Below are 25,800 nucleotides of genomic sequence, written 5' to 3' on the forward strand. Positions count from 1 at the left end.
GTGGAACCTTGTAGTTTTTACAGTTGAGCCATTGCAGCGGCTTCTTCGACGTTGACCGCGACGATGCGTGATGCCCCCGGCTCATGCATGGTCACCCCGGTCAACTGGTCAGCCATCTCCATGCTGACCTTGTTGTGACTAATATAAATAAACTGAACCGTTTCGGACATCTCTTTTACCAGGCGGCAGAAGCGGCCCACGTTGGCATCATCCAGCGGCGCATCCACCTCGTCCAGCAAGCAGAAGGGTGCCGGATTCAGCCTGAATATGGCGAACACCAGTGACAAGGCGGTCAGGGCCTTTTCTCCCCCGGAGAGCAGGTGGATGGTGGCGTTCTTCTTGCCCGGGGGCCGTGCCATGATGGTCACCCCGGTCTCCAGCAGGTCATCATCGGTCAGCGCCAGGTAGGCGCTGCCGCCACCGAACACCTTGGGAAACAGCTCGCCCAGCCCCTGGTTGACCTCGTCGAAGGTAGCCTTAAACCGCTGGCGGGTCTCCCGGTCGATCTTGCGAATGGCCGACTCCAGGGTATCCAGGGCCTCAGTCAGATCGTCATTCTGCTCATCCAGGTAGCGCTTGCGCTGCGACTGCTGCTCATACTCCTCGATGGCCGCCAGGTTGATGGCGCCCAACCGCTTGATCCGCTCCCGGACACGGGTGAGCTCCTCCTGCCAGCTGGCCACCGCCGCGTCGGCGGGCAGTTGATCCAACACCAGCTTCAGTGACACTTCGGACTCCGCCAGCAGGTCCAGTTGGCCCTGAGCCTGAACCCTCAGCCCCTCGTGCTCCATCTTGAGTTCGGTGATCGCCTGGGTCAGGGTGTTGAGCCGGTCAATCTGGCCCCGGTTGGCTTCGTGAATCCTTGCAAGCTGAGCCTCGACGCCGTTCATCTTCGCGTTCAGCGCGGTGATCGCCTGCTCCTGCTCCGAGCGCCGTTCCAGGGCGGCCTCCAATTCCATCTGCCGCTCGGCCAGGGGCTCCAACAGCTCCTGCTGCTGCTCACGGGCCTCCTCCAGCCGGCCGCGCCACAGCTCGGCACTGCCCTGCTGTTGCCCCAGTTGGGCCTCGATCCCCTGCAGCCGGGTGCTGACCGTCTGTCGTTGCAGGGTGGTCTGCTGCAGTTGAGCCTGTTGCTGAGCGACGCGGGCTCTCAGGGCATCACTCTGGCCCTGATGGCTCTGGTGTTGCCCCTGCAGCTGCGCCAGCCTGGCCTGTTGCTGCTCCAAGCTGGTGTCCAGCTGCTCCTGCTGCTGCTCCAGCTCCAGGGCTTGCTCCGCCGACTGCTCCAGCAACAGGGCCAGTTCCTCCAGCTGCTCCAGCGCCTGCTGGCGCTGCTGCGACTGATGCTCCGTCTGCTGGGACAGTTTCTGCAGCTCCAGCTCCGCCTGCATCAGGGCCTGTCCGTCCTGGTTGCACAGCCGTTCTCCCTCCTGCACCCGCTGTTCACACTGCGCCAGCCGGTGGTTGGCCTGCTCCAGGGCCTGGGCCGCGTGGTCCAGCTCAGACTCCAGTTGCGCTTCCCGCAGCCCAAGCCGGGTTTCGTCGTCGGTCAGTGCCAGTACCGAGCGCTGACCGGCTCCGGGTTGACGGACAAACCCCTGGCCCAGCCACTCCCCCCTGGGGGTAACCAGGGACTGGTGGGGCTGCAGATCCGGCAGCCGGCGGCGAGCCGCCTCCAGATCGTCGGCACAGAGCACCTGACCCAGCCAGGGGGCCAGGTTCAACGGCGAGGTGACTCTGGCCAGCAATGACTGAGCATGGACACTGCCGGAGTCTGCCTGAGTGAGAGCCATCAGCCCTTCCGGCAACGGAGTGTCATCGGAGATCACCGCCTGCAACCACTCGCCCAGCACCTGCTCCAGCGCCACCTGCCAGCGACTGTCTATCTCGATCTGCTGCCAGACCCGGGGCAGCTGATCATAGGGCGCGGGCAGCCGCTGCTGCAGCCCCTCGATCAGGGTTCGGGTGGCGGTCAGCTCTGCCCGGGTCGACCCCAGCCGTTCCCGCACCTGCTGCACTGTGGCTTCCGCCTGCCGCCGCAGATCCGCACACTCGGCCCTGAGCTGCTTCTGTTCGGCCAGCTCCTCCTGGCGCAGCGCCAGCTGCTCACCCAACTCCTCCCGGCGGCTCCTGGCCTGCTCCAGGGCGTCACCGCTCTCCTCCGCCAGCACAGGCAGCTGTGCCTGCAAGCGCGCCTGGCGCTGGGCCAGCTGCGCCTGCTCACGGGCCACCGCCGCCTGCTGGGTACGGCACACATCCCGCTGTCGGGTCAGATCACTCACCTGGTGCTGAGACTGGTACAGTTCAGACTGCTGATCACTGCCGGACTCCAGCAGTTGCTCCAGCTCCTCCTCCAGGGTCATCAGGGCTTCAGCGGCCATCTCCAGCTCCGGTTCCAGCATCTCAAGCTGTTCCGCCAGCTCCTGGCGCTCCTCGATGAGGGCCTGGCGCCGCCCCTCGTCGCCGTCGAGCTGGGCCTGAGTGCGCCTGATCTCCTCCTCCAGCTGTTGGTGGCGCTGGCGGCCATGGAGGATCTGCTGCTCCAGCCTGGTGACCTCACTGGTCGCCAGGTAGAGCGCCTGCTGCTGCTGGGCCAATTGGGCCTTGATGTCGCTCTGGGATTGCTCCAGGGTCAGGATGGTGCTGAGATCCCCCTGCTGGGCGGACTGGCACTGCTGGTGCTCGGTCTCCTTCTCGGCCAGCTGAGATTCCAGCACCCCCATGCGATCGCTCAGTTCCCGCCAGCGCAGGGCAAACAGCTGGTTTTGCAGGGTGCGTTCGTTGGCCTTGTGGGTACGATAACGACGGGCTGCATCCGCCTGGCGCTGCAGCCTCTCCAACTGCGCCCCCAGTTCGGTGCGCACATCCGCCAGCCGCTCCAGGTTCTCCCTGGTGTGCTTGATGCGGTTTTCCGTCTCGCGCCGCCGCTCCTTGTACTTGGAGATGCCGGCAGCCTCCTCGATAAACACCCTCAGCTCCTGGGGCCGGGACTCGATGAGGCGAGAGATCATCCCCTGCTCGATGATGGCATAGCTTCTGGGACCGAGGCCGGTCCCCATAAAGATGTCGGTGATGTCCCGTCGGCGGCACTTGTTGCCGTTGAGGAAATAGCTGGATTGGGCGTCGCGGTTGACCTGGCGCTTGATGGAGACTTCGGCGAAGGTGGCAAACTGTCCACCGACCCGGCCCGAACTGTTGTCGAACACCAGCTCCACGCTGGCCACCGAACTGGCCTGGCGGCTGCCGGAACCGTTGAAGATCACGTCCGTCATGGCGTCGCCACGCAAATTCTTGGCGCTGCTCTCCCCCAACACCCAGCGCACCGCATCGATGACATTGGACTTGCCGCAGCCGTTGGGGCCGACAATGGCGGTCATCTGTGCAGGAAACGGGACCTTGGTGGGATCCGCAAAGGACTTAAATCCGGCCAGTTTTATCTGTTTTAGCCGCATCGGACGATTAATTTCCCAACAATTTCAACAGGATTTTTTGTTGCGTCACTCTACCAAAACCCCGGCAGTTTTGTAACAGCCAGCAACAACCCCGTTGTTGACCTTTTCCACATTCAGCCATCAAAATGAGAGTAAGTTGCGAGTTTTTAAGCAGAGTTTATGAAGCAAACCATATTACCGGCCGGTGCCAGCGGCGCCAGCTACTTCATCAAGGGCTTTGAGCTGATCCGCACCAAGGGGCTGCGCCGCTTCGTGCTGCTGCCGTTGTCGGTCAACCTGATCCTCTTCTCCGTGGCATTCTACTGGCTGTTCCAGCAGCTCTCCCGCTGGATCGAGCAGTTGATGGCGTCGCTGCCCGAGTGGCTCAGCTGGCTGGACTGGGCGCTGTGGCCGCTGGCGGTGGTGACTGTGCTGGTGGTGTTCTCCTTTATCTTCAGTTCGGTGATGAACTGGATCGCCGCCCCCTTCAACGGCCTGCTGGCCGAGCAGGTGGAGCGCCGCCTCACCGGCAAGTCGGTCAACGACGACGGGTTCGCCGACATCATCCGGGACATCCCCAGGGTGCTGGGCCGTGAATGGCAGAAACTCAAGTATTACCTGCCCAGGGCACTGCTGCTGCTGGTGTTGTTCGTGATTCCCGGCATCGGCCAGACCTTCGCCCCGGTGATCTGGTTTCTGTTCAGCGCCTGGATGATGGCGATCCAGTACCTGGACTACCCCTTCGATAACCACAAGATCCACTTCGGCGTCATGCGCACCGCCCTGGGTGAGCGCAAGGGCCCCGCCTTCACCTTCGGTGCCGCGGTGGCCGCCTTCGCCATGATCCCCGTGGTCAACCTGGTGGTAATGCCGGTGGCCATCTGCGGCGCCACCGCCCTGTGGGTGGACCAGTACCGCGCCCAGGTTCTGGAAAGAAGATAATATCCACGTAACATTTTCTTACCACAACAGTTCGAAGCCTACGCCGCCCTATGTCACCATTGGGCGGCGTTTTTTACTATCGGATACAACACCATGCCCATGCGCCTGGCAGCACTGATAACAATAATATGCTGCCCCCTGACCGCCCACGCCCTCTCCCTGCCTACCACCCATGACAGCATCACCATAGACGCCAACTTGGATGATGGCCCATGGAAACAGGCCACCCAGATAGCGCTGACTATCGAGACCCGTCCTGGAGAGAACACCCCCGCTCCCGTCGACACCAGCGCCTGGCTGATTAGCGACGATGACACCCTGTATGTGGCCTTCCATGCCAAAGATCCCGATCCCGCTAAGATCCGGGCCAACCTCAGTGACCGGGATCGCTCCTGGGGCGATGACATGGTGGGTATCAAGCTGGACACCTGGAACCAGGGTCGCATCGCCTATCAGTTCTTTATCAATCCCCTTGGGGTACAGCAGGACTCCATCGAAAATGAGCTGACCGGCGACGAGAGTGATGCCTGGGACGGCATCTGGCACAGTGCCGGCCGGGTTACCGATGATGGCTTCATCGTGGAGATCGCCCTGCCCCTGAGGCTGTTCAACTTCGATGACCGTCTGCAGAGGCAGACCTGGGGCGTGGAGCTGGTGAGGTTCTGGCCCAGGGATAAGACCTACCGCCTGTCCAACACCCAGTTGGACAGAAACATCGCCTGTACTCTGTGCCAGATGAGTGAACTCACCGGGCTCAGCGAGGCCAAGACCAGCCACCAGTTGCAGATCACCCCCTCGCTCACCCTGCGTCAAAGCGAGGAGCGCGGCAGCGAAAGTGCGCCCTGGGAATCCAGCGATGACTTGGATTTCGGCGGCGATCTGCGCTGGAACCTGACACCGGACACCCTGCTCAACCTGACGGTCAACCCGGACTTCTCCCAGGTCGAAGCGGACTCCGGCCAGCTGGACGTCAATACCACCTTCGCCCTGTTCTTCCCGGAAAAGCGCCCCTTCTACCTGGACAATGCCGATCAGTTCGAGACCTACTCCAACCTGGTGCATACCCGCAACCTGGCGGAACCCGAATATGGATCCAAGCTCACCGGTGCCAGGGGCGATCACAGCTTCGGGCTGCTGCAGACCCGGGATGAAAAGACCAACTTCCTGCTGCCTGGCAACCTCAGCTCCGACATCGCCAGCCTGGGCGGTCCCAGCAACAACCTGGCGATGCGCTATCGATACAACCACAGCGACAGCCTGACACTGGGTGCCATCGCCACCGGTCGGAACGCGAACCAGTACCACAACTACACCTATGGTCTCGATGGTCGTCTGGATTTCACCGACCAGACCCACCTGCAATGGTTGATCGTGGGTTCGGACAGTCTGTACCCAGACGACCTGGCGAAGCAGGCCGAGGGTGAACAGGCGGCACGAGCGCACCGGCAGGAGTTGTCCGGTGCCCACTTCCTCGGGGAACTCAAACACGCAACCCGCAACTGGGACGCCTATGCCATCTATCGTTACACCGACCAGGCGTTTCGAGCTGACCTTGGCTTCATCGAAAGCGTCGATTCGGCCAAGGCGATCCTGGGGGGAGGCTACAACTGGTACCCCTCAGACAGCTTCTTCACCAAGGTGCGCCTGAATGGCGACGTCGACGAAACCCGGAGCAACGATGGCGAACGCCTGGAGCAGGAGGCAGAGTTTCGCTTCAGCGCCGAGGGGGAGTATCAAAGCTACTTGGCCCTGTGGGGGGTAACCCGGGAGCGTCGCGGCCGCAGAGAGCGCCCCGAAGATCTTGTGCTCGAGGGTAACGCCCCCATGTTCCATGAAGCCTTCGGTGGCCTGAATATCGAGTTTAAGCCCCGGGGCAACTTGGCGCTGGAGCTCCATCCCCTCTACGGCGATGACATCGACTTTGCCAACAATCAGCCGGCAACCCGGCGCCAGCTCAACACCTTCGTCAAATGGCAGCCCCTGCCTCAGATCGTCATGGAGGTAGACCACCTGTGGCGGCAGTTGAAGGTAGAGGATGGCACCCTGTTTACCGCCAATCTCACCGACCTGAGACTCAACTGGCAGTTCAGCGTGCGCAGTTTCCTCAGGCTGTCCGCCATCTACCGCGACATCGAACGGGATCCCAGCCTCTACCGCTATGCAGAGGTGGATCCCAAAACCCGGGCAGTGTCTACCGAGCTGCTGTACGCCTACAAGGTCAACCCTCAGACGGTGTTCTACGCGGGTTACGCCGATGGCCGCTTCAATGACGGTTTCGACAACGGCCTGGAGCATCTGGAGCGCAGCGTGTTCACCAAGTTCAGCTATGCCTGGCTGCTTTAACCTGGCCAGCCAAAAAACTCCCCGCCACCGGCTCCCGGGGGTGGTGCATAAGCTATAATCAAAGGCTCTTTGCAAGCGTCGGGATCACGCGGCATAGTCTGCGGCGCCCGGCGAACCCCGGGCAACTTCGAATGCGCTCCCCACCACCACCGACTTGTCGGCGGTGGCGGTTCGGCGGGAGGGGACTGCCTGCCCCAAACGCCAGTATGAACTTTGGGAATTGCTGCCTGGTGGCCTCTGCCTGTGGCCACTGCAGACTATCGGGGAGCGCATTCACCCCTTGATGGCTCTCCGCGTTGAACTTGCTACTTTGCTGATAACGAAGGACTGTTCAGGGGAGCCCCATGCCTCACCCTCCAATCAGTTTCCGCCACACACTGACCGATGACGCTTCCGCCCTGGTGAAGATCCACTACGAGTCTGTGCAACTGGGAGCACCCCGCTACTGCCCTGCCAGCCACTGTCCGGCGGCAGGCCAAAACGGCCAAACCTATACCGCCCTGCCGCCCTGGCGTCGCCAACGGCGGCCGTCTATGGAGATCAGCCCGATGGGCAGCACGATCAGGGCAATCCCCAGCAGGGACAGGCTGTCCGGCACTTCGGCAAACCACATTACCCCGAACAGGGCCACAAACAGCAGCCCGGAGTACTCCGCCAGGGCGATCGCCGACGCCTGGGCCAGGCGATAGGCCACCACCGCCAGCGCGTTGTAGGTCAGCATGCCCAGGGCACTGGCCACAATCCACTGCAGCTGCACCGCGTCCAGCGCCACCCAGTTGACCGCGGCCAGCAGCGCCGCCACCGGCAGGCACAGCAGGTTGGTCCAGAACACCGTTGCCAGCGGCGACTGTCCCGGTGGCAGTCGCCTGACCAGCAGGTTGAACAGCGCCAGGGTCAGGGCGGTGCCCAGAGCAAACAGCGCCGCCCAATGGAACTGGGAGGGCCTGAGCACCAGCATCACCCCGGCAAATCCCGCCAGGGTGGCCAGCACCCTGGCGCGACCGGGCCGCTCACCCAGCAACCACACCGACAGCGGCAGCATCAACAACGGGGCGGCGTAGAACACGGCGTTGGCGGTCGCCAGGGGCAGATGGGAGAGGGCCACCACCATGCCGGCCGCCCCCACCAGGATCAGGTGGGCCCGCACCAGCGCCAGCCTGATCGGGCCGGGAGACCGCTTCACCGCCGGCAGTGTCAGCCACAGTGGCAGCACCAGCAGGGTGGCCACCAGTTGGCGAATAAACAGGTACTGAAACGGCGGCACGCCGCCATCCAGGCACTTGACCGCCACGTCGGAGAGGGCGGCGGCCAGGTTACCGACCACCAGCAGCAGCAGGGCCCGGCTGTCGGCGTTCACCCGGGCACCCGGCGCATATCCACGTGGGGGATGCCGTCCTCCAGATAGCTGTCTGAGACAGCCTGGAAGCCATGGCGACGATAGAAGCCCTGAAGGTGCTCCTGGGCACCGATCTCGATCACCTGCCCGGGCCAGAGCAATTCGCAGGCAGACAGCGCCTGCTCCATCAGCTGGTGGCCCCGCTGCCCTCCCCGCCAGCCGGCGTCGATGGCCACCCGGCCGATGCTGACGCCCTCGAAACTGACCCCGGGGGGCAGCAGCCGGGCGCAGGCGACCAGGGTGTCGCCGTTGTAGCCCAGCAGGTGGTGTGCGCCGGGCGCCCGGTCCTTGTCGTCCAGCTCCGGGTAGGGACAGGTCTGCTCCACGACGAAGATCTCTATCCTGAGTTTGATCAGGTCATAGAGGGTGTGGGTGGTAAGTTGATCAAAAGTCAGTAGCTGCCAGGTGAGCATGGTAAGCCTCGGTCAATCATGGTTGGCACCCAGCTTACCCTGCCCGGCGCCCCGGATAATTATCCTTTGTTAATCGGCATGGCGCAGCCGCGCCTTGATGCGGCTGAGGCTGATTGGGGTGATCCCCAGGTAGGCGGCGATCTGATAGTCGGCCAGGCGCGCCAGCAGCTCCGGGTAGTGGTCACAGAAGTGACGGTAGCGCTGCTCCGGCGTGCTGAGCAGCAACAGCCGCTCCTTGCGCTCCTTAAACAGCAGCTGGGTCTCCAGCAGCGCCAGGTAGGCCGGGTGGCGGCCGGTTCGCCAGGCTTGCAGTATCGCCATGGGCAGGGCGAACGCCCTTGCGGGCGTCAACGCCTGCAGCTCGAAGGCCAGAGAGTCGCTCTCCAGCAGGCTCTCAAAGCCGATCACCCAGTCGCCCTCCCAGTAAAACTCCTTGCTGTAGTGGCGCCCGGCCTCGGTGTGGTACACCCCGTGACACACCCCCTCCTCCAGCAGGTGGAAGTGGGTCGGGGCCCGCCCCTGGGCACAGAGGGTCTCTCCGGGCACCAGGGTCCGCTGGCGCGCCTGCACCAACAGGGAACGGCTCTCCGACTCGGTCAGCCCGAGGATGGTCAGCGCCCTGGCCAGCGGCGCCACGCCACAATCGCTCACTGCCCCTCCTCCCTTAACGCCGAGGTGAAGGTGCGCCGCCACGCCGGCTTACCCCGGAGACTCATGCGTCCGGTTCCCGCGGCGGTGTTGCCAGAATCTGCTTACTCGTCGCCCGTGCACGTCTCCTGGCCTTGGCACGCAGATCCACCACCACGGTGGAGGCGATCTTATCGTGGATCCCCTGGCGGTTGGGATCCCAGAAAATCTGCAGAAATCCGGTCAGCCCGGTGGCCACGCCGGCGCCATACCCACCGTAGCGCCCGAAGGCCGCCCACAGACTCAGTGGCGTATTGTCCAGCTGGATCACCCGAATCGCCAGCAGCTTCTTACCCAGGGTCTGGCCGTGGAACCAGGCGGTAAATACGGTGAAGTAGACCGACGCCCAACCCAGGCCCAGGCCCAGATCCTCGATGATCCCCCTGGCCACCTGGATCAGGCTGAATCGGCTCTCCTCCTCGGCCGTCTCGGCCTCCCGCTCGGCGCCCCTCTCCAAGGCACTGTCGAGAACATCGAGGACCTCTTCCGACGTCGGCGCCCGCCGCTCCGCAGGCGCGGCGGCGGGCTCGGGCGGCGGGCTTACGGTCTCCTCTGGGGCGGCGCCTGCGTTGGCCGTCGGGTCGGCCATCACCTGCGCCGCCAGCCGGTCGGCCTGCTCCGGCATCAGGCCATAGCGCTGCACCAGGTAGGCGGACAACTGCGCCTCGGTCGCCAGCTCCTCACTCACCACCTTGAGGGTGATGTCGGCGATCGCCCGCAGCTTGCACCCGCTATCCTCCGCATCACACACCCCGGACAGCGCCACGGTCTGCGCACTGCTGCCGGAGATCGGCTCTGACGGCTGGCCGGGCCAGCCGTCGAGGGCGGCATGGACCATGGCAAACAGCAGCCACAGGCCAAAACCGATGAAGATGCCGGTCTGCATCTTGGCCTTGATGCGATAGCCCCTAACGCGGACCCAGGCCACCGCCAGCACCATGGCCAGCAGCATATCCCCGGGTAACTCCGCCAGGATCGCCACCATAAGCAGGTCAATGGTCATCGCCAGCGCCCGCCGCCAAGGTGATGCCAGGGGGCGATTCAGCAGCCTGGGGGCAATCTTGAACGCGTAGGGAGTGATGATGGTGCGGGGATCGGTGGTTGGGTTCACGACAGTCCTTATCGGCCAGATTCCAGTGGCGTGACGTTATCACAAATCTCTGGAATTCATCTATTTCCGACTTATATATGCAAAGTGCTAAACGGTTATTCCATTCAGGAATATAGGATAACGAAGCGTACCTTCCAGTCGCGCAAAACCACTATATGCTGGCTACTATTATTGCTAACCCCGCGAAATCGCAGCAAGCATGGAGCATCAACAGGATGGCTAAAATTTTTGACGACAACTCCCTTTCCATTGGTCACACCCCCCTGGTACGTCTGAACCGGGTCACCGACGGCAGCAATGTTTTGGCCAAGATCGAGGCCCGCAACCCCAGTTTTAGCGTCAAGTGCCGCATCGGCGCCAGCATGATCTGGGACGCCGAAAAGCGCGGCGTGTTGACCAAGGAGAGCGAGATCATCGAACCGACTTCCGGTAATACCGGCATCGCCCTGGCTTTTGTCGCCGCCTCCCGCGGCTACAAGCTGACCCTGACCATGCCCGACACCATGAGCCTGGAGCGCCGCAAACTGCTCAAGGCATTGGGTGCCAACGTGGTGCTGACCGAGGGTGCCAAGGGGATGAAAGGGGCCGTCGCCAAGGCGGAAGAGATCCGCGACAGCGATCCTGAGCGCTACGTGCTGCTACAGCAGTTTGACAACCCGGCCAACCCCGCCATCCACGAGCAGACCACCGGACCGGAGATCTGGGAAGACACCGACGGTGAGGTGGATGTGTTTGTCGCCGGCGTCGGCACAGGCGGTACCATCACCGGCACCAGCCGCTACCTGAAACTGACCAAGGGCAAACAGGTTCTGTCTGTGGCCGTTGAGCCCGAGGACTCTCCGGTGATCAGCCAGGCCAAGGCTGGCGAAGAGATCAAGCCGGGCCCACACAAGATTCAAGGGATCGGCGCCGGATTCATTCCCGGCAACCTGGACCTGGAGATGGTGGACAAAGTGATCACCGTCTCCAACGACGAAGCGATGGTGATGGCCCGCCGCTTGATGGAGGAGGAGGGGATCCTCGCCGGGATCAGCTCCGGCGCCGCCGTTGTCGCCGTCAACAAACTGCTGGAGGAGCAGCCCGAGCTGAAGGAGAAGAACATCGTGGTGATCCTGCCCTCCTCCGCCGAGCGCTACCTTTCCTCGGCCCTGTTTGCCGGGTTCTTCACCGAGGCGGAAACTGAGCAATAGCGTTCCTGTCTCGACTCAGACAAAAAGGCGACCCCTCGGTCGCCTTTTTTGATCTGCCCGCGCCACCGAATTAACGACCGATCGGCAGCGGCGGCAACAGCCTGTCCGAACATGTTGTCGAGTTGTTCGACACAGGTGCCACCATCAACCGCCATTCATCCACGACGAACATTCGAAATTTGTAATTTAGATTATTCTTATTTTTGTAGAATCAGCCACAAAGCAGAACATTCATCCCGGTGGTCGGAGGACAAAGGGGCGGTCAGTTAGGTATACCAACCGATAAAGGATTAAATAAATCAATAATAATCAGGAAGATATACATGCTTTCACTGCTGCGCCGCCTCACCGTCTCCCTGCGATTGCTGCTGCTCCTCTGCCTCACTGCCCTGGCCACCCTGCTCTTCACCTGGTTCAGCCTGAATCAGCAACACACCCAGTTGCTGCTCAACGCCGAGAACCATACCCGGCAGCTGGGCCAGGCGATCGCCTCGGTGAAGGTGGAGAGCAGTCGGACTCTGACCGACGATCTGTGGCTGGGCGACAACCTCAACCTGATCAGCCTAAGCCCCGATGGCGACCTCCTCTATCAGCGTACCGTGGACGACGACCTGGCCCGCCTGGCCCACGCCCCGCAGGGAAGACAGGCCTTCAGGACCCTGGCCAGACAGCCCGGCAGCCTGACGGTCGAGGTGGATGGCATGCCGTTCTGGCTGTATGGCTTCAAGCAGGAAGAGACCACCTTCGTCCTGATCAGTGATGCCCACCAGATCAAGGGCCACATGACCCAGGTGCTCTTCAGCTACGCCCTGTTTGTATCCCTGCTGGCCCTGCCGCTGCTGGCCATGTTCCTGCTGCTCAACCTCTCCATCACCCGCCCCCTGAAGCAGGCGACCACCACCATGGAGGAGATCGCCCGCGGAGACGGCGACCTGACCCACAGGCTGGACGACAGCGGTCAGGACGAGATCTCCCGCTTCTCCGCCGGGTTTAATGAGTTCACCGACAAGATCACCGCCCTCATCAGGCTGATCAGCCGGGACGCCGACGAGCTCGCCGCCAGTGCCGTCCAGTTGGACACCACGGTTACCCAGTCCAACCAGACCGTCGGCGCCATGAACCAGGAGGCCCACTCGGTGGCCTCCGCCGTGACCCAGGTGCTGGCGGCCACCGACGAGGTGGCCAGCAGCAGTGCCCATGCCTCCACCACGGTCAGCCACACCCAGCATCAGGTGGGGGCCTGCCGCGACGCCATGGAACACAACCGCATGCTGCTTGACGAAGTCGCCGAAGGGATAGGCCAGACCGGCACCACCGCCGACGCCCTGGCCCGGCACTCGGCCCAGATCGGCACCATCCTCGACACCATTCGCGGCATCGCCGAACAGACCAACCTTCTGGCGCTCAACGCCGCCATCGAAGCCGCCCGTGCCGGGGATCAAGGCCGGGGCTTCGCGGTGGTGGCCGATGAAGTCCGCGCCCTGGCCAGCCGCACCCAGAGTTCCACCGACGAGATCGGCGCCATCATTGACGGCATCGAGTCCGGCGTGGCCCAGGTCACCGATTCGGCCTGTGCGGCCCAGGCGCAGTTCCGCCAACTGAGTGACCAGTCCGGCGAGGCCCAGGCCACCCTTAACCAAGTACTGGACAGCATCGCCACCATTGGCGACATGAGCCTGCAGATCGCCGCCGCCACCCGTCAGCAGAGCCAGGCAACCGAGGAGATCAACGAGAACATCAGCAATATTGCCGAACTGTCGGAGGCCTCGGTGAAGGCCAATGAGAGCAATGCCACCGCCAGCCGATCGGTCCAGCGGGTTACCGATGAGTTGTCCGCGCAACTGGGCCAGTTCAAGGTGTAACCCCGGGGCGCTCCTCTGCGCCCCATCCCTCCACCAGTGCATTTGTTGATTCCTGGTGCCCAGGACAGTATGCTGTGGCCGTCTTACCAGCAACAAGGCAGATCATGTACCGTCAGTCTGTAACCATTGCCGCCAAGCAAGGCATCCACACCCGTCCGGCCGCCCTGCTGGTTCAGCAGGCAAAGCAGTTCCCCTGTGACATCATCGTCTATTGCAATGGAAAGCAGGCCAGCGCCAAGAGTCTCTACCGGTTGCAGACCCTGAGCCTGGCGCACGGCACCGAGATCGAAGTCAGTGCCACCGGCGACCAGGCAGAGCAGGCGGTCACCAGCCTATGCCGATTTATCGCCAACATGGATTAACCCCTCAGGGAGGACACGGAGTGTCACATACCTTTGTCGCCCAAGTCCTCTCCACCGGCCTGGTCCGGGGCACCCTCTACCGCTGCCACCGGCGCTTCAACCCGGTGGATCACTCCCGGATCGGCAAGCAGCAGATCCCCACCGAACTGAGTCACATCGACCAGGCCCTGGCCTCGGAGCTGGACGCCCTCGACGCCCTGCAGACCCAGGCCCTGTCCGAAACGGAAAGGGAATTGGTGGAAGCGGATCGGTTGATGCTCCAAGATGAGGAGCTCAAGCGGGATCTGCATCAGCACGTCACCCTGCACCACTGCAATGCCGCCAGTGCCTTCGAGCGGGTGCTCTCGCCGATGGTGGACGAGATCTCCGGTATCGAGGAACCCAACCTGCAGAAGCGGGCATCGGAGCTGCAGCAGCTCAAGCAGAGATTGATTCAGCACGCCCTGGGCCATCGCTGTCCCCTGCCCAAGAGCCTGTCGCCCAAACAGATTCTGGTGGTGGACTACCTGTCCCCCGCCGAGTTCCTGCGCTACCCGGAGATCGGCGGCCTGGTGGTCAGCCAAGCCACCTACCAGGATCATCTCGCCATCCTGGCCAGGGGGATGCAGGTACCGCTGCTGGTGCTCTCTCCGGAGGAGCTGGCGCCGCTGCCCCATGGCGCCGATGTGCTGCTGGACGGCGAGCAGGCCACCGTCACCGTCACCCCCTCCCGGGTGCAGTCGGAGGCGTTCGACGCCCGGCTGGCCAACTACCTGCAGCGACAGCAGCTGATTGAGGAGGATGCTCGCAGCCCGGCGCTGACCGCGGATGGCAAGGAGATCAGCATCGGCGCCAACGTCTCCACCCTGGCGGAACTGCCCCAGGTCGAGCGCTACGGTTGCCAGGAGATCGGGCTGCTGCGTACCGAACTGCTGTTCATGGACCGGCTGAGCATGCCCAACGCCCAGGAGCAGTATCTGGCCTATCGCACCATTGCCGATGCCGTCTCCCCCCATCCGGTGACCATTCGCCTGTTCGATTTCGGCGCCGACAAGGTGATGGAGGAGGAGAATCTGGAGGAGGCCAACCCGGCCCTGGGCCACCGGGGGGTTCGCCTCGGCCTGGAGCGGCCCCATCTTCTGCTGCCCCAACTGCGGGCCATCGCCCGGCTGAGCCAGACCCATCCGGTGCGGATGCTGGTCCCCATGGTCAACCAGGTGGAGGAGCTGGATATGCTAGCCGACCTCTACGACCAGGCGACTGCGGATCTGCCCATGGAGCAGAAACGAGTCAAACCTGAGCTGGGAGTGATGATCGAAACCCCGGCATCGGTGATGAACATCGATGCCCTGGCCGCCCGGTTGGACTTTATCTCCATCGGCACCAACGACCTGACCCAGTACCTCTATGCCGCAGACCGGAACGACCCCACCCTGTCAAAGCTCTACACTCCGGTCTCGCCGGCCATGGTGCGGGCACTGGCCTGGGTCTGCAGCCGTGCCAAGGCCCGCGGCATGAGCATCACCCTGTGTGGCGAAATGGCGTCGGACATCAAGGCATTGCCGCTGCTGGTCGGTCTGGGCATCGACGGCCTGTCGATGGTGCCGACCCAGCGTCCCGTCATCAAGGGGGCCCTGTCGGCACTCAGCGTCAGCCGCTGTCAGAAACTGCTGCAACGGGCGCTGCAGAGTCAAACCACCCGGGAATTAACATCTATACTTAACTCGCTGTGATTCAAAGTAAAAATTGGATAAGATCAGCAATAACAGGGATAAAGGAAAAGAGGTGCGCATGGGATTTTTCAGCCGCATGCAACGTATGATGAAAAATTCACCCCCGACCGGTGGCATCACCGTGGTCGCACCGGTCTCCGGTGAGGTGGTGGACATTGAGAAGGTGCCCGATGTGGTGTTCTCCCGCAAGATCATCGGCGACGGCATCGCCATCGATCCCAGTGGCGACACCGTTTATGCCCCCATCGACGGCACCATTGGCAAGATCTTTGAGTCCAACCACGCCTTCAGCATCGAGTCCAACCTGGGGTTGGAGCTGTTCGTCCACTTCGGCATCGACACCGTCGAGCTCAGAGGCAACGGGTTTGAGCGCATCGCCCAGGAGGGGCAGAAGGTGAAGGCCGGCGATCCGGTGCTCAAGTTCGATCTGGACTACCTTAAGGAGCACGCCAAGAGTGTACTGACGCCACTGGTGATCGCCAACATGGAGGATGTCAAGGAGCTCACCAAGGCGCAGGGGGAGGCCATAGGCGGCCAGACTCCGGCCCTGCAGGTGTTCCTGTAACCCGGGGACTCCGCTCAGACAAGAAGACCGCTCTGCGGTCTTTTTTGATTCATATTAGTGACATCCACCTTTAACCTCTCCGACACAATCCACCGATAACCTGCTTCCGCTTACGTATCCAAGCATCACAACTACAGGAAGCAGTTATGAAACTTTTATGGAGCTCCCTCGCCACCGCCGTGGCTCTGTCGCTCTCCAACGGTGCCCAGGCTCAGGTCCTGCCCAACTATCAGATCAGCAACCCCTGGTACCAGCAGGCGCAGCAAGGCCTGCAGCACAAGCTGACCGCCCAGCCCAACACTCAGGCCAAGAACGTCATCCTGTTCGTCGGTGACGGCATGGGGATCTCCACCCTCACCGCGGCCCGCATCCTCGAAGGCCAGCAGCGCGGCCTGCAGGGCGAGGAGAACGCCCTGAGCTTCGAGAAGTTCGACTACTCCGCCCTGGTGAAAACCTACAACACCGACGCCCAGACGCCCGACTCGGCCGGCACCATGACCGCCATGATCACCGGGGTAAAGACCGACGCCGGCGTGCTCAGCGTCGATGAGGATATCGAGCGTGGTCAGTGCGACAGCGTGGCCGGCAACGAACTGACCTCCGCCATCGAACTGGCCGAGCTCAAGGGGCTGGCCACCGGCGTCGTGTCCACCGCCCGCATCACCCACGCCACTCCGGCGGCCACCTACGCCAAGTCCGCCGACCGCAACTGGGAGGATATCTCCGACATGCCCGAAGAGGCGGTGGCCGCCGGCTGCAAGGACATCGCCGACCAGCTGGTGAACTTCAAGGAGAACCTGCAGGCCCGCTTCCCCGAGGCCAGCATCGACGGCCTGGACGTGGTGATGGGTGGCGGCCGCCGCCACTTCCTGCCTAAGGACCCCGCCTTCAACAGCAGTGATGCCCGCTCCTCCGTCGAGGGTGACCGCACCGACGGACGCGACCTGACCGCCGAATGGCAGCAGAAGTACAGCGACGGTGTCTACGTGATGGACCAGGCCGGCTTCGACGCCATCGATCCCACCACCACCCGCCGCGTCTTCGGCCTGTTCAACGAGTCCCACATGCAGTACGAGGCGGACCGGGACAACGACATCGCCGGCGAGCCCTCCCTCAGCGACATGACCGCCAAAGCGATTGAGATCCTCAAGCAGGACGAAGACGGCTACCTGCTGGTGGTGGAGTCCGGTCGCATCGACCATGGCCACCACGCCGGCTCGGCGTCCACCGCCCTCACCGACACCATCGAACTGGCCGAGGCGGTGGAGAGGGCTCGGGCCGCCGCCGGTGACGACACCCTGATCCTGGTCACCGCCGATCACAGCCACGTGTTCACCATCGCCGGCTATCCCCGTCGCGGCAACCCCATCCTCGGCAAGGTGGTGGGCGTCAACGGCGCCGAGGCGACCGCCGCCGACGGCCAGCCCTACACCACCCTGGGCTACACCAACGGCCTCGGTTTCCAGGATCTGGGCCACGAGACCGACGGCGATGCCAGCTATGACCAGGAGATCAACGCCGGTCGCCACGACCTGACCCTGGTGGACACCACCCTCTCCGGCTATCACCAGGAAGCATTGATCCCGATGAGCTCGGAAACCCACGCCGGCGAGGACATCAGCCTGCACGCCACCGGCCCCGGTGCCCAGCATGTCCAGGGTGTGATGGAACAGAGCCAGGTATTCCACCTGATCAACGACGCCCTGAAGCTGGTTGCCAAATAAGGAAGTAACGCACATGAAACTGACCACTCAATCCCTGCTGGCCCTGGCCATCACCGCCGCCCTGGCAGGCTGCAACTCCAGTGACAACGACAGCGACAGCGCCACCGTCGCTCCCGAGCCCTTCCGCGCCTCCAAGGCAGACATTGCCACCAACAGCGGCAACCCCTACTACCAAGAGGGCGAAGCCAGGGTGACCGCCGCCAAGGATCGTGTTGCCAACAACCGCCGCGGCGCGGCCAAGAACGTCATCCTGTTTGTCGGCGACGGCATGGGGATCTCCACCGTCACCGCCGCCCGCATCCTGGATGGCCAGATCAAAGGCGGCATGGGTGAGGAGAACAGCCTCAGCTTCGACGCCTTCCCCTACTCCGGACTGGTGAAAACCTACAACGTCGACGCCCAGACCCCGGACTCCGCCGGCACCATGACCGCCCTGATCAGCGGCGTGAAAACTGACATGGGCGTCATTGGTGTGGATGAGGATATCCGCCGCGGCGACTACACCAGCATCGCCGGCAACGAGCTGATGAGCGCCGTGGAGATGGCGGAGATCGCCGGCATGTCCACCGGTGTCGTCTCCACCGCCCGCATCACCCACGCCACCCCGGCGGCCACCTACGCCAAGTCCGCCGACCGCAACTGGGAGGATGTGTCCGACATGCCCGCCGAGGCGGTCAGCGCCGGCTTCCCCGACATCGCCGATCAGCTGGTGAAGTTTGAGCAGTACCTGGAGGGGCGCATCGACGGCCTGGACGTGGACGGCCTGGACGTGGTGCTGGGCGGCGGCCGCCGCCACTTCCTGCCCAAGGACGCCGCCTACAACAGCGCCGACGCCCGCTCCTCCGTCGAGGGCGACCGTAGCGACGGCCGTAACCTGGTGGCCGAATGGCAAGCCCAATATCCCCAGGGCACCTACGTGATGGACAAGGCCGGCTTCGACGCCATCGACCCCGCCACCGCCACCAAGGTGTTCGGCCTGTTCAACGAGTCCCACATGCAGTACGAGGCGGACCGCGGCAACGACATTGCCGGCGAACCGTCGCTGGCCGAGATGACCGCCAAGGCGATCGACATCCTGGATAACAACGATCAGGGCTATTTCCTGGTGGTGGAGGCGGGTCGCATCGACCACGGTCACCATGCCGGCTCCGCCTACGGCGCACTCACCGACACCATCGAGATGTCCGAAGCGGTGGCCAGGGCGGCCGAGCTCACCTCCGACGACGACACCCTGATCCTGGTCACCGCCGACCACAGTCACGTGTTCACCATCGCCGGTTACCCCAAGCGCGGCAACCCCATCCTGGGCAAGGTGGTGGGCGTCAACGGTGAAGAGGCCAAGGCGACTGACGGCCTGCCCTACACCACCCTGGGTTACACCAACGGACGCGGTTTCCAGGATCTCGGCGGCGAAACCGATGCCGACACCAGTTACGGCCAACCGAACAACGCCGGTCGCCACGACCTGACCGAGGTCGACACCACCGCGCCCGGCTATCACCAGGAGGCCCTGGTGCCCCTGAGCTCGGAAACCCACGCCGCCGAGGATGTAGGCGTCTATGCCCGGGGCCCCGGCGCCCAACTGGTCACCGGCACCAACGAGCAGAGCTACCTGTTCCACGTGATGGAGCACGCCGCCGACCTGATGGGCCGCGCCGAGCAGGCGCTGAAGTAAACCGTTCGACCTAGTTAAGGGAGTGCCTGCGGGCACTCCCTTTGGAGTATCCGATGAACAAAGCAACCCTACTCACACTCTCACTGCTGGCCGGCCCGGCGCTGGCCCAATGCGACCGGGACACCCTGGTCGCCCAATACCGGTTGGAGCCGACGAGCCAGCCCGCTCAGTCCCTGACCCTGGTTCGCCAGGGCAGCCGGGTGGCACTGCACTGGCCCGCCGAGGGCGTCACCGAGCGCTGGACCCGCCTGGCCAACGGCCAGCTGCAGCTGGAGCGGCTGTTCGACCACTACCAGCGGGGCATCGAGTATCAGGCGGACGAGATCGCCACCTCCTCCGGAGAACGCCTGTGGCAGCTTAAGCACCAGCTCATTACCCAGGCGGCCCTGGCCGCCCTGCCCCTGATCGAGGATCAGGGCAGTGGCTGTGACGCCCACCAGTTGCGCACCCGGGGTGACACCGAGCTGGTGTGGCTGACCGGCATGGGGCTCATCGAAACCCTGGCCGCCCCCCATCAGCACCTGAGCCTGGTGAAGCTGCAGACCGGCGATGAGGCGGTCCGTGGCTGGATGGACGACTGGGACAGCTACCGGCTGACCGATTACGCCGACATCGGCGACAACGAGCAGGACCCCCTGCTCTCCAAGATGATCAACCAGGGATTCCCGGGCCGCCAGGAACGCGGCCGCGGCCACCCTCACCACCACTGAGCCTCACAGGGCGGCGCCGACGCCGCCCTGATGGCGTCCGCTCGGCTTCCCTCCCCCGGCGCTTGTGCCACATCAACTGCCGGTCAATTCCTTTTCCCCCGGCGCCATCCCTCTGTTATCTTTCACAGTAACGGGGGCCAACCTATCCCCCCGGGGTCGGCGGTTGACATCCTCCCGGCCCTTCGCCTAGTTTGGCAACCAACCGACAGACCAGTCGCTGGTCGCATTCATGAGCCGGCAGGAGAGGCCGGCGACAGCCGAAAGGGAGGGCAGCATGAATCAGTCCATTCACGCCAATCACCATTCACCCGAGCCTGGGTTTGCCCTGCGCCAGACCCTGTACAGGGGCTGGGCCGCCCTAGCCAAGCCTGTGTACCGCACCCTGCCCATCGCCACCCCCTGTGTGGTCAGCGGCGAGGGGGCTCTCAGCCAGGGGGTGGCGGAGCTGGTCAAACAGGGGATCCGCCGTCCGGTGGTGATCACCGACACCGCCTTCGTCGACCTGCAGGTATTCCAGCAACTGCTGCAGGCGCTGGAGGCCGCCGCCCTGGAATATTCGGTGTTCAGCGAGATCGTTCCGGACCCGGACTTCTCCATCATCGAGCGCGGCATCATTCATTGCCGCAACCACCAGTTTGACGGGGTGATCGCCATCGGCGGCGGCTCCTCCATCGACGCCACCAAGGTGATCAACCCCTGCGCCCGCCATAACATCGATCCCCGCACCGTGCCGGGGATGCTGAAGCTGCGCAAACGCGGTCACTACTTCATGGCAATCCCCACCACCGCCGGTACCGGATCGGAGGCGACTGCCGCGGCGGTGATCACCGACGAGCACAGCCACCAGAAGAGAGTGGTGATCAGCCTGACCGTCGTGCCCGAACTGGCGGTGCTGGATCCGTCGCTGATGATGGGTCTGCCACCGGCCATCACCGCCGCCACCGGCATGGATGCCCTGACCCACGCCATGGAGTCCTACCTGAGCCGCTATGCCACGGCCAAGACCGATGCCCTCAACCTGGAGAGCATGGCGCGCATCTTCGACCACCTCCCCCGGGCCTTCCATGACGGCGCCAACGACAAGGAGGCCCGGCGGCAGATGGCCATCGCCTCCCACAATGCCGGGGTGACCTTCACCCGCACCAGCGTCGGCTGGGTGCACGCCATCGCCCACCAGTTGGGGGCCCTCTATGGCGTTCCCCACGGCCTGGCCAACGCCATGGTACTGCCCCATGTGCTGGCCTTCTATCTGCCCCACGCCGAATCGCGGATGGCCCAGATGGCGCGCCACTTAGGGCTGCACGGCTCGGATGACGCCAGCCTGGCGCTGGCACTGGTGGAAGCGGTTCACAAGCTGTGTGATCAGCTGGAGATCAGGCCACTGCTGACCATGGTCAAGGAGGAGGATATCCCACAGATGGCACGCAACATCATCAACGAGGCCTATCGCAGCCCCTACCCGGTCCCCGGCTACTTCGGCTCCTACGCCGAGCTGGAGGCCTTCATTCGCGGCATGATGATTCCCCGTTAACGGCGAGGTGAGCGAGGTTGTGTCCGAACCGCACGCCGCCCCTTCCGTAACTGGCTGGCAAACGCTGAGTCCCTTGGCGCGTTACATCATGGAGGTGGCGAAACCGTGGGCCAGCAGCAGGTTTTGGAAGCTGTCCAGGGTACGGCGGATGCCGCCGGCGTCACCCAGCTCATTCAGCAACACCGAGTGGCTGATACACAGCGCGCCGGACTCCATCTCCACCCCCTGATCCCAGGCTTCGGGCAACGGCTCATCGTTGAACAGTTGCCACCAGACGACCCCCTCCTCTTCGGAGACCGGTTTGATCAGCCGATAGGCGTGCAGATCCAGGCGAGTCTGGCTGGCATGGGGCTGCGGCTCAATCTGGGTGGCGTCCCAGTGGACCCGTTCCCGGCGAATGCAGTGGTCGAAGCCGCTGTCGGTGACCAGGCGGACCACCAGCAGCCAGGCGTCCGGGCCTTCACACTCTCCCTGTTCCGCCTCTTCGGTAAGGAACAGGAAACTGGCGTCGTTCAGGGGAGAGAAGTCCCAGGCCCACTGGCCAAAGGGCTCGATGGCCCCATGGGAAGGGGGATTATGGTGGGTTGGCTGCCAGTAGTGGAAGCGACACCCCAGGCTCCGGGCCAGGGTATCTATGATGGGCATCACCCGCTGGTGGTAGGCCACCAACAGCCGCTGGGCCTTACGCACATCGTTCAGCGCATCCTGCAGGCTGACGGTATCCATCGGCGTGTCGACGGTGAGATCGCTGTGTTCAATTTCTGGCATTGCTGGTCCATCATGCATAAACCCGCACCCAATGTGACCGAATTAGCCACCGAGTGCAACTCGGCTCGTCATTCTGGCGCAAAGAGTCAAAAAACTCACGTCTAAGTGCTACATTCGTGACAAATTATCCATTATGGCGCCCTTACCAGACCAGCACCCGCCGGAGCCTGCCCCGCCCAACACAGTGTTTCTTCGGCGGCAAGCAACAATCTGTCTTGCCCGGCTTTCGGGCCAGTGTCACAATGTCAGACCATTTTAATTTTGGAGAGCCATGGATGATCCTGTTTGGCATCAAAAATTGTGACACCGTTAAGAAGGCCCGCAAGCATCTCGACAACAGCAGCACCCCCTACCAGTTTCACGACTTCCGCGAGGCAGGTCTGGATGAGGCGACGCTGGATGGCTGGCTGGAGAAGGTGGAGTGGCAGACCCTGCTCAACACCCGCTCCACCAGCTGGCGCCAACTGAGCGATGAGCAGAAGAGTGATGTCGACCAGGAAAAGGCCAAGGCACTGATGCTGGACAACCCCACCCTGGTCAAGCGGCCGGTGCTGGACAGCGGCGACCGGGTCACCGTGGGCTACAAGGCCGCCGACTACGATGCGCTGGTGGCCGCCAATGACTGACACCCAAACCTCCGAAGTGTTGCAGCTGGCCATCGACCTGCTGTCCAGGGAATCGGTGACGCCGGAAGATGCCGGCTGCCAGCCGATGATGGCCGACTACCTGGCCAAGCTGGGCTTCGACATCGAACCGATGATCTTCGAAGACACCACCAACCTGTGGGCGCGCCGCAACGGCGAAGGGCCGCTGTTCTGCTTCGCCGGCCACACCGACGTGGTGCCTGCGGGCAAGCTGCAAGACTGGCACACCCCTCCCTTCGAGCCCACCATCATCGACGGCATCCTTCATGGCCGCGGCGCCGCCGACATGAAGGGCAGCCTGGCGGCAATGCTGGTGGCCACCAAGCGGTTTGTCAGCAAGCACCCGGAGCACAAAGGCTCCATCGCCTACCTGATCACCTCCGACGAGGAGGGCCCCTTCATCAACGGCACCACCCGGGTTATCGACACCCTGGAAGCGCGCAACGAGAAGATCACCTGGTGTATCGTCGGTGAGCCCTCCAGCACCGCCAGACTGGGGGACGTGATCAAGAACGGCCGCCGGGGCAGCCTGACCGGCGATCTCTATGTTCAGGGGATCCAGGGGCACGTGGCCTATCCGCAGCTGGCCGACAATCCGGTGCACAAGGCGGCGCCGGCGCTGGCGGAGCTGGCTTCGGTGACCTGGGACAAAGGCAACGAGTTCTTCCCCCCCACCAGCTTCCAGATCGCCAACATCGACGCCGGCACCGGCGCCCCCAACGTCATCCCCGGCGAGCTGCACGTGCAGTTCAATTTCCGCTACTGCACCGAGACCCACGCCGCCGACCTCAAGGAGCGGGTGCACAACCTGTTCGACAAGTACGGGCTGGACTACCGCATCGACTGGGTGCACAACGGTTCCCCCTTCCTGACCGATCACGGTAAACTGCTGGAGGCCACCTGCGAGGCGATTCGCGAGGTCACCGGTTACGACACCGATCCACAGACCAGCGGCGGCACCTCCGACGGGCGCTTCATCGCCCCCACCGGGGCCGAAGTGCTGGAATTGGGCCCCATCAACGCCACCATCCACAAGGTCAACGAGTGCGTCAGCATCCGCGACCTGGAGATTCTGGCAGACTGCTACGAAGCCATCATGGAGAAGCTATTGTGCTGACCCAACCCCAACTCATGGGCCTTGAACAGAACCACCTGATGGAGGTGGAGGATCAATTGCTGGAGTGCCGCACCGCAGTGGCCTTCCGCCAGATGCAGGAGGCTGCCAAAGAGGCGGGATTCGACCTGCAGTGTGCCTCTGGCTGGCGCAGCTTCGAGCGGCAGCTGAGCATCTTCAACGGCAAGGTGATGGGTAAGCGGCCGCTGGTGGATGAGGAGGGTCGCCCGCTGAATCCGGCCAACCTCAACGATAACGAGCTGCTGCGGGCCATCCTGGCCTGGTCGGCGCTGCCCGGCACCTCGCGCCACCACTGGGGCAGCGACTTCGATTTTTACGATGCCAATGCCATCTCGCTGGAGGAGCTGAAGCTGGAGCCCTGGGAGTACCGCGGCCGCGGCCCCAACGGCAAGCTCAACCGCTGGCTGGACGAACACATGACCCACTTCGGCTTCTTCCGTCCCTACACCAAGAACCTCGGGGGCGTGCAGCCGGAGCCCTGGCACCTGAGTTTTGCCCCCATCGCCCTGCCCGCCCTGGCCGCCTTCGACGAGCGCGCATTGGCCGAGCACCTGAAGCTGAGCAAGCTGGCGCTCAAGTCCCACATCCTCGAGCGGCTGGGCGAGCTGCTCAGGCGTTACTTCTACCGAGTGACCCCGGCCCCGGCGGCGACGCTGAGAAACCAGTAACGACAAAGGGCTGCCAACTGGCAGCCCTTTATTAGTCCCCCACCGCCGCAAGGGAGGGGGTCCCCCGGGCAGCGATGCCTTCAGTGGCTTCGACTCGGAGCGGCTCCAATACCCTGAAGGGCTATCGGGCATGGCCGATGGCAACCAGAAACTGCCGCTTCTCCTTGGGGGAGATCATTAGCGATTGCCCTCTGCCGTAGTGTATCTCCAACCGGTCCAGTGACAGCGCGGGGCTGGACAGCGGGTTATGGGTCTCCCGGACCGAGGTGATGGAGTCGATGTCGATATGCCAGGAGAAGGGCCCCGATGTCACCTTCAACGCGTTGCCGCTGACCAGGTAGCGGGTGGAGGCCAGCAGCCATGCCGGTAACCCCACCCCGGCCAACAGGGTCAGGACCACCGGCCAGCTCCCCCCGGCCCGGGCAGACTCATAGGCGGCATAGAGGCAGGCCGCCATCGCCGCCAACAGCACCAGCAGCAGCCAACTGTCCACCTTGGACCGAAAAACCCTCTCCATCGGCAACCTCTCTCTTCTGTCCTTATCAAATCCGCTTCCCCGCAGACACTAAGATTGCGTGCCACCCGACTCTTGACCCAAGCCCTGATTGATATCACCGATAATTGGCCGTATCTGTCCAAGCTTTATTTCGGTAAGAATCATCGAAACCAGCATATGAAGACCTAAAAACAGGGAAACCAGGGAAACCCAGTCGCCATCACGAACCAGCATAATGGAGCCAACAAAGATAAACGATAAGGCAAGGAAGTAATCAAACCCACCTTTGGATTTAATTACGTACTTCGTGTAGTGGTCAACTAAATCCGGACACCTGTTTAGCCCGATTCTCGGCTTCCGCAGGCGGCACCCCATCATTGTGTTGGTGAGGGCGCTGCCAGTTGTAGTAGTCCATCAAGTATGCGGCGACGTCTC

General features: G+C 63.2%; 21 protein-coding genes. 14 read left to right on the plus strand and 7 right to left on the minus strand.

All coding sequences use genetic code 11. The features are described 5' to 3' along the window. Window positions 1–17: 17 nt before the first annotated feature. Window positions 18–3,452, minus strand: coding sequence for a chromosome segregation protein SMC (smc, locus tag FCL40_RS05780; RefSeq protein ID WP_136852199.1), 3,435 nt, complete (start codon window positions 3,450–3,452; stop codon window positions 18–20). Window positions 3,453–3,611: 159 nt separating this feature from the next. On the opposite strand from smc, the gene cysZ reads away from it, so the two are divergent. Both cysZ and FCL40_RS05790 read left to right on the plus strand, forming a co-directional pair. After that, window positions 3,612–4,373, plus strand: coding sequence for a sulfate transporter CysZ (cysZ, locus tag FCL40_RS05785; protein WP_136852200.1), 762 nt, complete (start codon window positions 3,612–3,614; stop codon window positions 4,371–4,373). 93 nt (window positions 4,374–4,466) lie between these two features. Next, window positions 4,467–6,716, plus strand: a complete 2,250-nt coding sequence (locus FCL40_RS05790) for a carbohydrate binding family 9 domain-containing protein (RefSeq protein ID WP_136852201.1) — start codon at window positions 4,467–4,469, stop codon at window positions 6,714–6,716. 490 nt (window positions 6,717–7,206) lie between these two features. Here FCL40_RS05790 and FCL40_RS05795 read toward each other — a convergent pair whose 3' ends face one another. The 4 genes from FCL40_RS05795 to FCL40_RS18660 all read right to left on the minus strand — a co-directional run bounded on the left by FCL40_RS05795 (window position 7,207) and on the right by FCL40_RS18660 (window position 10,323). After that, window positions 7,207–8,073, minus strand: a complete 867-nt coding sequence (locus FCL40_RS05795) for a DMT family transporter (protein ID WP_136852202.1) — start codon at window positions 8,071–8,073, stop codon at window positions 7,207–7,209. Beyond that, window positions 8,070–8,525, minus strand: a complete 456-nt coding sequence (locus FCL40_RS05800; protein WP_136852203.1) for a GNAT family N-acetyltransferase — start codon at window positions 8,523–8,525, stop codon at window positions 8,070–8,072. The genes FCL40_RS05795 and FCL40_RS05800 overlap by 4 nt, the downstream gene beginning before the upstream one ends. Window positions 8,526–8,594: 69 nt before the next feature. Next, window positions 8,595–9,176, minus strand: coding sequence for a Crp/Fnr family transcriptional regulator (locus tag FCL40_RS05805; protein ID WP_229360275.1), 582 nt, complete (start codon window positions 9,174–9,176; stop codon window positions 8,595–8,597). A gap of 61 nt (window positions 9,177–9,237) precedes the next feature. Further along, window positions 9,238–10,323 carry an RDD family protein gene (locus FCL40_RS18660; RefSeq protein WP_229360276.1) on the minus strand — a complete coding sequence of 362 codons (1,086 nt, stop codon included), beginning with the start codon at window positions 10,321–10,323 and terminating at the stop codon, window positions 9,238–9,240. Window positions 10,324–10,538: 215 nt separating this feature from the next. Here FCL40_RS18660 and cysK point away from each other — a divergent pair, with 215 nt between their 5' ends. From cysK to FCL40_RS05855, 9 genes are all read left to right on the plus strand, one after another. Then, entirely contained in the window at window positions 10,539–11,513 is a 975-nt protein-coding gene (gene cysK, locus FCL40_RS05815) for a cysteine synthase A (RefSeq protein WP_136852204.1), read from the plus strand. 323 nt (window positions 11,514–11,836) lie between these two features. Beyond that, window positions 11,837–13,375 carry a methyl-accepting chemotaxis protein gene (locus tag FCL40_RS05820; protein WP_136852205.1) on the plus strand — a complete coding sequence of 513 codons (1,539 nt, stop codon included), beginning with the start codon at window positions 11,837–11,839 and terminating at the stop codon, window positions 13,373–13,375. A 104-nt stretch (window positions 13,376–13,479) separates the two neighbouring features. Next, a complete protein-coding gene (locus FCL40_RS05825) occupies window positions 13,480–13,737 on the plus strand; it encodes an HPr family phosphocarrier protein (protein WP_136852241.1) in 258 nt (85 codons plus the stop codon). A 20-nt stretch (window positions 13,738–13,757) separates the two neighbouring features. Next, on the plus strand, window positions 13,758–15,449 hold the full coding sequence (ptsP, locus tag FCL40_RS05830; RefSeq protein ID WP_169307017.1) for a phosphoenolpyruvate--protein phosphotransferase: 1,692 nt from the start codon (window positions 13,758–13,760) through the stop codon (window positions 15,447–15,449). Window positions 15,450–15,507: 58 nt separating this feature from the next. After that, on the plus strand, window positions 15,508–16,014 hold the full coding sequence (crr, locus tag FCL40_RS05835) for a PTS glucose transporter subunit IIA (protein ID WP_136852207.1): 507 nt from the start codon (window positions 15,508–15,510) through the stop codon (window positions 16,012–16,014). A gap of 146 nt (window positions 16,015–16,160) precedes the next feature. Continuing rightward, complete coding sequence (locus FCL40_RS05840; RefSeq protein ID WP_136852208.1) at window positions 16,161–17,738, plus strand: alkaline phosphatase; 1,578 nt, start codon at window positions 16,161–16,163, stop codon at window positions 17,736–17,738. 13 nt (window positions 17,739–17,751) lie between these two features. Next, window positions 17,752–19,413 (plus strand): alkaline phosphatase, encoded by a 1,662-nt coding sequence (locus FCL40_RS05845; RefSeq protein WP_136852209.1) that lies wholly within the window; start codon window positions 17,752–17,754, stop codon window positions 19,411–19,413. Window positions 19,414–19,466: 53 nt separating this feature from the next. Beyond that, a complete protein-coding gene (locus FCL40_RS05850) occupies window positions 19,467–20,123 on the plus strand; it encodes a hypothetical protein (protein WP_136852210.1) in 657 nt (218 codons plus the stop codon). A gap of 274 nt (window positions 20,124–20,397) precedes the next feature. Beyond that, window positions 20,398–21,654 carry an iron-containing alcohol dehydrogenase gene (locus tag FCL40_RS05855; protein WP_169307018.1) on the plus strand — a complete coding sequence of 419 codons (1,257 nt, stop codon included), beginning with the start codon at window positions 20,398–20,400 and terminating at the stop codon, window positions 21,652–21,654. Window positions 21,655–21,735: 81 nt separating this feature from the next. On the opposite strand, the gene FCL40_RS05860 is transcribed toward FCL40_RS05855, so the two are convergent. Continuing rightward, window positions 21,736–22,422 (minus strand): hypothetical protein, encoded by a 687-nt coding sequence (locus FCL40_RS05860; RefSeq protein WP_136852212.1) that lies wholly within the window; start codon window positions 22,420–22,422, stop codon window positions 21,736–21,738. Window positions 22,423–22,697: 275 nt separating this feature from the next. On the opposite strand from FCL40_RS05860, the gene FCL40_RS05865 reads away from it, so the two are divergent. From FCL40_RS05865 to FCL40_RS05875, 3 genes are read left to right on the plus strand one after another with little or no spacing between them, the layout of a single operon-like run. After that, on the plus strand, window positions 22,698–23,048 hold the full coding sequence (locus FCL40_RS05865; protein WP_136852213.1) for an ArsC family reductase: 351 nt from the start codon (window positions 22,698–22,700) through the stop codon (window positions 23,046–23,048). After that, window positions 23,041–24,183 carry a succinyl-diaminopimelate desuccinylase gene (gene dapE, locus FCL40_RS05870; RefSeq protein ID WP_136852214.1) on the plus strand — a complete coding sequence of 381 codons (1,143 nt, stop codon included), beginning with the start codon at window positions 23,041–23,043 and terminating at the stop codon, window positions 24,181–24,183. The genes FCL40_RS05865 and dapE overlap by 8 nt, the downstream gene beginning before the upstream one ends. After that, window positions 24,177–24,869 carry a M15 family metallopeptidase gene (locus FCL40_RS05875; protein WP_205729095.1) on the plus strand — a complete coding sequence of 231 codons (693 nt, stop codon included), beginning with the start codon at window positions 24,177–24,179 and terminating at the stop codon, window positions 24,867–24,869. Before dapE ends, FCL40_RS05875 begins: the two co-directional genes overlap by 7 nt. A gap of 121 nt (window positions 24,870–24,990) precedes the next feature. On the opposite strand, the gene FCL40_RS05880 is transcribed toward FCL40_RS05875, so the two are convergent. Next, window positions 24,991–25,386 (minus strand): PH domain-containing protein, encoded by a 396-nt coding sequence (locus FCL40_RS05880; protein ID WP_136852215.1) that lies wholly within the window; start codon window positions 25,384–25,386, stop codon window positions 24,991–24,993. Window positions 25,387–25,800: the final 414 nt, after the last annotated feature.

Source organism: Ferrimonas sediminicola (genome assembly GCF_005116715.1).
GTDB classification, from domain to species: Bacteria; Pseudomonadota; Gammaproteobacteria; order Enterobacterales; family Shewanellaceae; genus Ferrimonas; species Ferrimonas sediminicola.